Genomic DNA, 9,129 nt, shown 5'->3' on the forward strand with positions numbered 1-9,129 from the left:
GAACCACGTCGAGGCCGAAACGGTCGAAGCGGCCGGGCTCGGAATTGGCGTTGAGAACGATCCCGTCCACCTGCGGGGCGAGCCGGTCGATCACATGGGCGATCAGCGGCCGGCCGGCGAGCTCGGCGAAGGGCTTGTCGATGCCCTCCATGCGTCGGCCGCGGCCGCCGGCCAGAATGCCGCCCAGCAGCTTCACGTCGGCCGCCCGGTCTTCTTGCCCGCGTCCAGGCTGCGCGCGACGTGGATCACATAGAGCGTCGACAGCACGCCCAGGACGCAGGAGACCAGCATGATCAGGATCAGCGGGTAGGGGCCGGTCTCGACCGAGATCGCGGCCGCGGCGATGGAGGCGAGGCCCGCGCCGCCGCCGATGGTGATCGCGCCGCCCAGCCCCGAGGCGGAGCCCGCCAGATGCGGGCGGACGCTGACGATGCCGGCATTGGCGCTCGGCAGGGTGATGCCGTTGCCGAGTCCCAGGAAGAAGATCGGCCCGAAGAAGGACAGCGGATGGTCGAATCCGGCCAGGAACAGCAGCAGCGACAGGGTCATGCCCAGCGCCGCGATCATGCAGCCGGCGGCCATCATGCGGTTGATGCCGATCGCCTGCGCGAAGCGGCCGGAGAGGAAATTGCCGCCCATGTAGCCAAGCGCGGTGATGACGAAATAGAAGCCGAGTTCGGACGGCTTCATGCCGAGGATCTCGCTGGCGACGAAGGGACCGCCGCCCAGGAACGAGAAGAAGGCGCCCGAGGCGAAGGTGGCCGTCAGCGTGTAGCCCCAGAACCGCCGCGAGCGGATGAGTTCGGGATAGGCGCCGAACTGCCTGAGCATGCTGGCCGAGCGGTTGAGGTTGGTCTCGCCCAGGTCCCAGACGGTCAGCGCCAGGGCAGCGAGGCCGGCCGCGAACAGCAGCCCGAAGGTCGATTGCCAGCCGAACATCTCGTCCATGATGCCGCCCAGCGCCGGGCCGATCATCGGCGCCAGCGTCATGCCCATGGTGACGTAGCCGATCATCGAGGCGGCCTGGTCGGTGCCCACCATGTCGCGCACGATGGCGCGCGACAGCACCATGCCGGAGACGACGCCGGCCTGGACCATGCGGATCGCCAGGAAGCTCTCGACCGTCGGCGCGAAGGGCGCCAGCGCCGTCGCCGCCAGGAACATCACGAGGCCGCCGATCATCACCGGCCGCCGCCCGTAGCGGTCGGACATCGGGCCGATGATCAGTTGCAGCAGGCCGGTGAAGGCGAGATAGCCGGAGATCGCCAGTTGCACCACTGCGTAGTCGGCCTGGTAGTGGGCGGCGATGCTCGGCATCGACGGCAGAAACAGGTTCATGGTCAGCGCGCTGAGGCCGGCGACCGTCACCAGGGTGACGATGTGCGGCGGCGTGGCGCGGTCAAGAAAGATCACTTTTTTCATCGCAGGTGTTTTGTGACGTCGGGCGCGCCGATGCAAACGAAATCACGCGGGGCCCGCGCCGAATCCCCCGGAGCGGCGGGTTTGCGTGCGGCGGCGGATTCGCTGGCCGGAAGGGGTTTATACTTGATGGCGCAGGATTTGTTTTATTTACCCCTTAATCCTTGGGGTATTTTTTGTTATGATGTACTGAGGGGCGAAAGTGAAGACGCGGGTCTTGCGTCACAGCAATGATGGGGGGCTCATGCCCGGTGGCCAGGAAGGCGATCAATGTCCGTTCTGCAATGCGCTCTGGGGGGAGTGCAGGCATGTGCGGTTGCTGCTGGAATGGGAAACGGATGCGCTGGTGAGAGAGGCCGAGGCGGAACTCGGCTCTGCGGTCGCCGCCGAGGAGCCGAAGACGGATGCCGCGCCGCCGTTTTCCGACGACCTGTCCACCGGCTCCCAAAGCGGGCAAGGTTGATCGCGGTGCGCGCGGATCAGGGCGAATGCCGGGGCGGGGCATGGCTCGCCGGCTTGTCGGTGCTCTTGATGCGCTCGCGATAGAGCGTGTAGAGCCCTGAGCCGATGACGATGGCGCTGCCGGCCAGCATGTAGACATCGGGATATTCGCCGAACACCAGCATTCCCAGCAGCAGCGCCCAGAGCAGGCTTGTGTAGCGGAAGGGCGCGACAAACGAGATCTCGCCCTCGCGCAACGACATGATGATGAACTGGTAGCCGATCAGCAGCAGCAGCGCGGCGAGGCTGATGAGGCCGAGCTCCGGCACGCTCACCGGCTGCCAGCCGCCCATCGGCCAGATCAGCACGAAGCCGGCCAGCGCCACCGCCACGGCCGTGACGGTCGACAGGAACAGCGACGGGATGGACGGATGGACCTTGCGGGTGGAGATGTCGCGCACCGTGGCGAAGATCACGGTTCCGACGATCATCAGCGCATAGGGCGAGAAGCCCTCGAAGCCGGGGCGGACGATGATCAGGATTCCGGCAAACCCGGCCAGGATCGCGGCCCAGCGCCGCCAGCCCACGGGTTCGCCCAGGAACAGCGCGGCCCCCATGGTGACCGCCAGCGGCAGCGCCTGCAGGATCGCCGAGGCCTCGGCGATGGGAATGCGGGCCAGGCCCACCAGAAAGGTCAGCGTTCCGCCCAGTTCGCCCAGCACCCGCAGCGCCACCCATTTGTCGACGAGATAGCGCACCGGGCGCAGGGCGCGGCGATGCCGGGCCAGCAGGAAGATCAGCACGGAGGCGATCACGCCCCTGAGGAACATCAGTTGCCCGATGTTGAGATCGCCGGCCAGGACCTTGATGATCGCATCATTGAACGTGAACCCCGCCATCGACAGGGACATGAACAAGGCGCCGCGCATGTTGGGGGAAATGGCCATCACCTGTCCGGTTGTTGCCGGCATGGAATCGCTGGCGGGATGCCGTTCTAGCATCGCCGCCGCCGGCAACCCAGCGCCCGCGGCCGGTCAATCCATCAGCGTAATTGATCGGTTGCCGTCCCCAGCGATCCGTCAGCCGCCGGTGACGCTCATGTGGCGGGCGACGGCGGGCTGCCGCGTGGTGCGGTCGATGATGAAATCGTGCCCCTTGGGCTTGCGGGTGATCGCCTCGTCGATGGCGGCGGAGAGCAGGTCATTGCCTTCCGAGGCGCGCAGCGGGCCGCGCAGGTCCGCCGCATCGTCCTGGCCCAGGCACATGTAGAGCGTGCCGGTGCAGGTCAGCCGCACGCGGTTGCAGCTCTCGCAGAAATTATGCGTCATCGGGGTGATGAAGCCGAGCCTGCCGCCGGTCTCCCGGATCTTCACATAGCGCGCCGGACCGCCGGTCTTGAACGGAATGTCCTCGAGCGTGAAGCGGCGCTCGAGATCGGCCCTGAGCTGCGACAGCGGCAGGTAGCGGTCGGTGCGATCCTCGTCGATCTCGCCCATCGGCATGGTCTCGATCACGGTCATGTCCATGCCTTCGCCATGGGCCCATTTGAGCATGTCCGGGATCTCGGTGTCGTTGAAATCCTTGAGCGCCACCGCATTGATCTTGATCTTGAGGCCCGCGGCCTGGGCGGCGCGCACGCCTTCGAGCACCTTGTCGAGTTCGCCCCAGCGGGTGATCTTGCGGAACTTGTCGGGATCGAGCGTGTCGATGGAGACGTTGATGCGGCGCACGCCGCAGTCATAGAGTTCGGACGCGAAGCGGGCGAGTTGGGAGCCGTTGGTGGTCAGCGTCAGCTCGTCCATGCGGCCGGCCTCGACGTGGCGGCCGACCTGCCTTACCAGATGCATGATGTTCTTGCGCACCAGCGGCTCGCCGCCGGTAAGCCGGATCTTGCGCACGCCCTTGTCGACGAACACCGCGCAGAGCCGTTCGAGCTCCTCGAGCGTCAGAAGGTCCTTCTTGGGCAGGAACGTCATGTTTTCCGCCATGCAATAGGTGCAGCGGAAATCGCAGCGGTCGGTCACCGAGACTCGGAGATACGTCACCGCCCGGCCGAACGGGTCCATCATGGCCGGGTTGAGAGTGTCTTGCATTGCGGATGGTCCTTCATCTGGTTGCCCCCAATGTCGTCCTCCCGGGCCGTCTCGTCAAGGGAAGGCGGGTCTGACCAGGCTGTTGCACCCCTGCAGCTTGTGAACCGGACCATTGCAGACTAGATCAGCCTCAGTTGCGAGCGAACAGGGAGAAAGTCCGATGGCTGATCACAAGACGGCATGGCCGAAGGAATTGCGGGTGTCTCCCGACCGCAAGACGCTGACCGTGAGCTTCACCGACGGGCGCAGCCATGCGATCGAGGCCGAGCTGCTGCGGGTCCGCTCGCCGTCCGCGGAAGTGCAGGGGCATTCGCCGGCGCAGCGGATCACCGTCGGCGGCAAGGCCGGCGTCGGCATCGCCAAGGTCCTGGCGGTCGGCAATTACGCGGTGCGGCTGTCGTTCGACGACGGCCACGACACCGGCATCTTCACCTGGGCGTTTCTCTCCGAACTGGGCGCCGAGAAGGAGGCGCGCTGGGCCGAATATCTGACTGAGCTCGCCGACAAGGGCATGAGCCGGACCTAGGGCGGCCGGGCGGCGCTCAATCCTGATCTGTCACCTGGGTCACGGCCTCGCGGCGCGCGGTCGGGTCGACATCGTCCGGTTCACGTTCGCCGGCTCCCGTCAGTTCGACGATGATGCGCATCATCACCTCGCCCACCAGATCGCACTCCTTGGCGCTTGCGGTCTTCATGGTGCGGTCGATCAACTCGGACTGGATGATGATCGCCTCCTCGGTCAGGCTGACGCCCGCGGGCGTGAGCTCGAGCCTCAAGATCCGCCGGTCCCTGGCGTCGCCGCGGCGGACGATGAGACCGCGTTTTTCCAGTTGCGGCAGCAGCATCGACAGGTTGGAGCGGCCCACCAGCAGCTTGTCGGCGAGATCCTGCTGGGATATGCCCGGCGTGCGAAACAGATTGACGAGAATGTCGAGATGCGGCGGCTTGATGTCGAGCGGCTGGAGCGCCCGCGTCAGCGTCAGTCCCATCACCTGGCAGGCCCGTCCGACCGCGATCCAGTTGCGAAAGCGCGGATTCTCCCAGGGCAGGGCTTGTTTTTTGTTCATGGTTGTACAATTCTGTTCATCGTTGAACCTATCGGGACATCCACTATGGCATCTCTTGTCAAAAAGGTCACCCGCGCGGCGTTCCGCGCCATTGCCGCGCAATCGCCTGAAAAGGCAGGGGAACTGGCGTTCTGGCTGTTCTGCCGCACGCGTTCGGTCAAGCCGCAGGGCGAGAAGGAGCGTCTGGCGCTGGAGCGGGCGAAAGACCGCATGGCCCAGAGTGAAACCGTGCGGCTGCTGATTCCCGGCAGCGTCGTCGCCACCCATGTGTTCCGCCCGGCGCCGGAAAACGACAGCGGCGAGCGGGCCCTGCTGGTGCACGGATACCGCTCGCGCAGCGACCACATGGTGGCGCTGGCGGACGCGCTGGTGGCGCGCGGGCACACCGCGGTCTGTCTCGATCTTCCCGGCCACGGCGCCTCCTCGGGCCGCGTGCTGCATCTGGGCAAGGCGGTGGAGGCCATCGATGCGGCCTGGCGCCAGCACGGTCCGTTCGGCACCTTCGTCGGCCATTCTTTCGGCGGCCCGTCGGTGATGGCGGCGGCGGCGGGCGCGATCCTGCATGTGCCGCGACGGATGCCCAAGCGCATCGTCACCATCGCGGCGCCCTCCGACATGGCCGATGTGTTCCACTGGCTCGGACGGCTGCTGGGGCTCGGGGCGAGCGCGCAGAGCGCCTTCGAGCGGCAGGTGCTGCGGGTCGCCGGGCGGCCGCTGTCGGAGTTCCGGGTCGACCGGATGCTGCACGGCGTCAGGCTGCCGATCCTGGTCATTCATGCCGAGGACGACAAGGAAGTGGCGTTCTCCAACGCCCAGGCCATCGCCCGCCTGGGGCCGCATGTGAGCCTGATGCGGGCCAACGGCGCGGGCCACCGGCGCATCGTGTCCGACCCTGGCGTCACCGCCGCCGTGGCCGAGTTCGCGAGCGGCGAGGGCGGATGCCGCAGGGTTGTCGATCTGCCGCTTCCCCGCAGCGGCGAAACAGGTAAGCTGCCCGCACCTGACAACGGGAGACCGCGGAGGCTTGCATGAACATCATCACCTCGATCGCCGAGCTGGAGGCGATCTACGGCGAGAAATCGGAGGCCTCGGTGATCAAGGTCAGCGCCCGGCTGACCCCGGGGTATCGCAGGATGATCGAAGCCTCGCCGCTGGTGGCGCTGGCGACCTGCGGCCCGGAGGGGCTCGATTGCTCGCCGCGGGGTGACGCCGGCCAGGCGATCGCCATCCGGGACGACACCACCCTCATCCTGCCCGACAGGCGCGGCAACAACCGGATCGATTCGCTCAGGAACATCGTCCGCGACGACCGGGTGGGACTGCTGTTCCTGATCCCGGGCTCCGACAGCACGCTCCGGGTCAACGGCCGGGCGCGCATCTCGGTGGATCCCGATCTGCTGCAGGCGCATGCGATGGAGGGAAAGCCGCCGCGGTCGGTGATCGTGATCGCCATTGGCGAGGTCTATTTCCAGTGCGCCCGGGCGCTGATGCGGGCGCGGCTGTGGGACCCGGAGTACTGGCCGGGCGCCGAGGCGGTTCCCAGTCCCGGCAGCCTGATGCAGGAAATCAAGCGCGACTTCGACAGCCGGACCTATGACCGGGAATGGCCGGAGCGGGCGAAAAACAGCATGTGGTGACAAAAAAACCGGCCAGGGCGGCCGGTTTTCGTTCGTCACAGAGGGCGGCTTGCCCCGCAGGCGTCAGCCTTTACTGGCGCACGATCACGCGGGTGCCGACATCGGTCTTGTTGTAGAGGTCGATCACATCCTCGTTGGCCATCCGGATGCAGCCCGACGACATCGCCTGGCCGATGGTCCAGGGCTGGTTGGTGCCGTGGATGCGGTAGATGGTCGAGCCGATATACATGGCGCGGGCGCCGAGCGGATTGTCCGGGCCGCCTTCCATATAGGCCGGCAGCACACGGCCTTCCTGGCGCTTGACGCGGTCGCGCATCACCTGCGGCGGCGTCCAGCCCGGCCATTCGGCCTTGCGGGTGATCTTGTTCTTGCCCTGCCAGGTGAAGCCGTCGCGGCCGACGCCGATGCCGTAGGCGGTGGCCTTGCCCGGCTTGATCACATGGTAGAGCCGCCGGTCCGACGTATCGATGATGATGGTGCCGACGGGATGGTTCTCGGTGAACGAGATTACCTTGCGCTTGATCGGCGACTTATCCGAGCGGCGGAACTTGTTGTAGTTGTCCGAGGGCGGAAACAGCATCTGCAGCAGCGACTTTGACTCCGAGGAGCTCTGTCCGGCGGGCTGGGCTTGGACCGCCGCCGGCGCCATCAGGCAAAGTGCGAGGAATGCGGAGGAAATCAGGCGTTTCATGTCGAGTTCCGGAGCTGTGGTTGAAAGGAGGACCCGGCCTGCCGCAGATGCGCGTACGACCGTCTGCCCTCAATCGGTACCTGCTTCGCGGCCCGGTGTCCAGCTTTATGGCCGGATTGTGGCAAGGATCGGGGCTCTGCCGGTCCTGCCGGAGGGGTCAGCTCCGGTAGATCGCCCAGTTCTTCTCGAAATCCTGATTGAGATCGGGATTGTAGATCTGGACCCGGTTCCGGCCGGAATTCTTGGCGGTGTAGAGCGCCACGTCGGCCTTGTTGTAGAGTTCCTCGGCGCTTTGCGCGTCGCTCGCCATGCAGACCCCGAGCGACAGGGTGATGGGGCCGTAGTCGACGCCGGTCTTCTGGTTCTTGAGCGGGGTCTGCTCGACCGCCCGGCGGATGCGCTCGGCGATTTCCATGGTGATCTCCAGGCTCGTCCCCTTCAGCACCACGGCGAATTCCTCGCCGCCGGTGCGGGAGATGAACACGTCCTTGCGCAGCGTGCTCTTCATCACCGCCGCGACAACGCCCAGGACCCGGTCGCCGACCGGGTGGCCGAAGGTGTCGTTGAACTTCTTGAAGAAATCGATGTCCGCGACGATCAACGCGTAATACATCGCCTCGCGCTGATTGTTGTAGATGCTGGACAGCACCTCGTCGAAGGCGCGGCGGTTGGACAGGCGCGTGAGCGGATCGGTGTTGGCGATGCGCTTGTATTCGTCGAGCTCGAGCCTGACCTGCTCCATCTCGCGGGCACGCTCGACCATGTGCTCGACGACGATCTTGCCCTTTTCCATGGTGTCGCCGGTGGCGTTGCTCAACACGCCGATGACGCTCGACAGGATGTCGGCGCTGGAGGCGCTCTTGGAGGAAATGCGGCTGTAGGTTTCTCCGAGAAGCTTCGAATAGCTCTCGAGCGAGGACTGCTCCTGCTTGAGCAGGCGCAGCATGCCCTCGAGTTCGCCGGAGATCTTGTCGTGGGCGCCTTCCACCACGCCGTTGCGGTGATGGTGCGGGAAATGCATCTTGCCGAGCGCGTCGAGGTCTTCCTGGGCGGGGTTGCGGCCGAGCTGCTCGAAATCCCTGGTCAGGCGCGGATTGGAGGCGTTGAGGGCTTCGTAGACCAGTTCGTAGTTGCGGGGCAGGCCGGAGATCCCGCGGCGGCGCATGGTGGCAAGCACCATGGTGGCCGTGTCCAGAGACTGAACCTTGTTTGCAGCAGCAGCTGACATCTTCCGCCCTCAAGCAATGCAGAATATTATTTTCTGTTGGGATTATTACGGGACAATTGTTTGGGAAATGTTAACTGCAGTCAGGCTGCGAGCGGGTCCCCGCGGGCGAAGGGGACCCTAACTCCCTGAAAATCCAGCCCGGACGCATTATCCCAGATTCAGCTCCTTGAAAAAATCGTTGCCCTTGTCGTCGATGACGATGAAGGCGGGGAAGTTCTCCACCTCGATCCGCCAGATCGCCTCCATGCCCAGTTCGGGATACTCCTCGACCTCGACCTTCTTGATGCAGTCCTGGGCCAGCCGCGCCGCCGGGCCGCCGATCGATCCGAGATAGAAGCCGCCATGACGGGCGCAGGCCTCACGCACCGAGCGCGAGCGGTTGCCCTTGGCGAGCATCACCATCGAGCCGCCGAAGGACTGGAACTGGTCGACATAGGAGTCCATCCGCCCCGCCGTGGTCGGGCCGAACGAGCCCGAGGCATAGCCTTCCGGCGTCTTGGCCGGGCCGGCATAGTAGACCGGGTGGTTCTTGAAGTATTCGGGCATCGGCTCG

At 65.6% G+C, this 9,129-nt stretch carries 12 protein-coding genes; 4 read left to right on the forward strand and 8 right to left on the reverse strand.

Features of this window, described 5'->3' with window-relative positions:
* Both LL06_RS22945 and LL06_RS22950 read right to left on the reverse strand, forming a co-directional pair.
* A partial coding sequence (locus LL06_RS22945) for an NTP transferase domain-containing protein (RefSeq protein WP_035532482.1) occupies positions 1–196 on the reverse strand: 196 nt, incomplete at its 3' end.
* Positions 193–1,422 carry a multidrug effflux MFS transporter gene (locus LL06_RS22950; RefSeq protein WP_035532484.1) on the reverse strand — a complete coding sequence of 410 codons (1,230 nt, stop codon included), beginning with the start codon at positions 1,420–1,422 and terminating at the stop codon, positions 193–195. The genes LL06_RS22945 and LL06_RS22950, both read right to left, overlap by 4 nt.
* A gap of 241 nt (positions 1,423–1,663) precedes the next feature.
* Between LL06_RS22950 and LL06_RS22955 the strand changes: the two genes are divergently transcribed.
* Positions 1,664–1,882 (forward strand): hypothetical protein, encoded by a 219-nt coding sequence (locus LL06_RS22955; RefSeq protein ID WP_035532486.1) that lies wholly within the window; start codon positions 1,664–1,666, stop codon positions 1,880–1,882.
* A gap of 16 nt (positions 1,883–1,898) precedes the next feature.
* Here the strand turns inward: LL06_RS22955 and LL06_RS22960 are convergent, their stop codons facing one another.
* Positions 1,899–2,807: a DMT family transporter gene (locus LL06_RS22960; protein ID WP_035532488.1), complete on the reverse strand. Its 909-nt coding sequence runs from the start codon at positions 2,805–2,807 to the stop codon at positions 1,899–1,901.
* 132 nt (positions 2,808–2,939) lie between these two features.
* Positions 2,940–3,953: a GTP 3',8-cyclase MoaA gene (gene moaA / locus LL06_RS22965; RefSeq protein ID WP_081964153.1), complete on the reverse strand. Its 1,014-nt coding sequence runs from the start codon at positions 3,951–3,953 to the stop codon at positions 2,940–2,942.
* A gap of 160 nt (positions 3,954–4,113) precedes the next feature.
* Between moaA and LL06_RS22970 the strand changes: the two genes are divergently transcribed.
* Positions 4,114–4,479 carry a DUF971 domain-containing protein gene (locus LL06_RS22970; protein ID WP_035532490.1) on the forward strand — a complete coding sequence of 122 codons (366 nt, stop codon included), beginning with the start codon at positions 4,114–4,116 and terminating at the stop codon, positions 4,477–4,479.
* Between the two features lie 16 nt (positions 4,480–4,495).
* Here the strand turns inward: LL06_RS22970 and LL06_RS22975 are convergent, their stop codons facing one another.
* On the reverse strand, positions 4,496–5,020 hold the full coding sequence (locus LL06_RS22975; protein WP_052161852.1) for a MarR family transcriptional regulator: 525 nt from the start codon (positions 5,018–5,020) through the stop codon (positions 4,496–4,498).
* Between the two features lie 45 nt (positions 5,021–5,065).
* Between LL06_RS22975 and LL06_RS22980 the strand changes: the two genes are divergently transcribed.
* Both LL06_RS22980 and LL06_RS22985 read left to right on the forward strand, forming a co-directional pair.
* Positions 5,066–6,052 (forward strand): alpha/beta fold hydrolase, encoded by a 987-nt coding sequence (locus LL06_RS22980; protein ID WP_052161853.1) that lies wholly within the window; start codon positions 5,066–5,068, stop codon positions 6,050–6,052.
* A complete protein-coding gene (locus LL06_RS22985; RefSeq protein ID WP_035532492.1) occupies positions 6,049–6,657 on the forward strand; it encodes a pyridoxamine 5'-phosphate oxidase family protein in 609 nt (202 codons plus the stop codon). Before LL06_RS22980 ends, LL06_RS22985 begins: the two co-directional genes overlap by 4 nt.
* Before the next feature lie 70 nt (positions 6,658–6,727).
* On the opposite strand, the gene LL06_RS22990 is transcribed toward LL06_RS22985, so the two are convergent.
* The 3 genes from LL06_RS22990 to LL06_RS23000 form a co-directional block, all read right to left on the reverse strand.
* Positions 6,728–7,348: a L,D-transpeptidase gene (locus tag LL06_RS22990; RefSeq protein ID WP_035532494.1), complete on the reverse strand. Its 621-nt coding sequence runs from the start codon at positions 7,346–7,348 to the stop codon at positions 6,728–6,730.
* A 157-nt stretch (positions 7,349–7,505) separates the two neighbouring features.
* Complete coding sequence (locus tag LL06_RS22995) at positions 7,506–8,576, reverse strand: GGDEF domain-containing protein (RefSeq protein ID WP_035532496.1); 1,071 nt, start codon at positions 8,574–8,576, stop codon at positions 7,506–7,508.
* A gap of 147 nt (positions 8,577–8,723) precedes the next feature.
* Positions 8,724–9,129, reverse strand: a 406-nt coding sequence (locus LL06_RS23000) for a FumA C-terminus/TtdB family hydratase beta subunit (RefSeq protein WP_173426134.1), incomplete at its 5' end; no start/stop codon positions are given.

Source organism: Hoeflea sp. BAL378 (genome assembly GCF_000759435.1).
Taxonomy (GTDB): domain Bacteria; phylum Pseudomonadota; class Alphaproteobacteria; order Rhizobiales; family Rhizobiaceae; genus Hoeflea.

Coding starts and splice junctions, on each gene's coding strand:
- LL06_RS22950 (WP_035532484.1), bottom strand. CDS start 1,422: ATGAAAAAAGTGATCTTTCTTGACCGCGCCACGCCGCCGCACATCGTC.
- LL06_RS22955 (WP_035532486.1), top strand. CDS start 1,664: ATGCCCGGTGGCCAGGAAGGCGATCAATGTCCGTTCTGCAATGCGCTC.
- LL06_RS22960 (WP_035532488.1), bottom strand. CDS start 2,807: ATGGCCATTTCCCCCAACATGCGCGGCGCCTTGTTCATGTCCCTGTCG.
- moaA (WP_081964153.1), bottom strand. CDS start 3,953: ATGCAAGACACTCTCAACCCGGCCATGATGGACCCGTTCGGCCGGGCG.
- LL06_RS22970 (WP_035532490.1), top strand. CDS start 4,114: ATGGCTGATCACAAGACGGCATGGCCGAAGGAATTGCGGGTGTCTCCC.
- LL06_RS22975 (WP_052161852.1), bottom strand. CDS start 5,020: ATGAACAAAAAACAAGCCCTGCCCTGGGAGAATCCGCGCTTTCGCAAC.
- LL06_RS22980 (WP_052161853.1), top strand. CDS start 5,066: ATGGCATCTCTTGTCAAAAAGGTCACCCGCGCGGCGTTCCGCGCCATT.
- LL06_RS22985 (WP_035532492.1), top strand. CDS start 6,049: ATGAACATCATCACCTCGATCGCCGAGCTGGAGGCGATCTACGGCGAG.
- LL06_RS22990 (WP_035532494.1), bottom strand. CDS start 7,348: ATGAAACGCCTGATTTCCTCCGCATTCCTCGCACTTTGCCTGATGGCG.
- LL06_RS22995 (WP_035532496.1), bottom strand. CDS start 8,576: ATGTCAGCTGCTGCTGCAAACAAGGTTCAGTCTCTGGACACGGCCACC.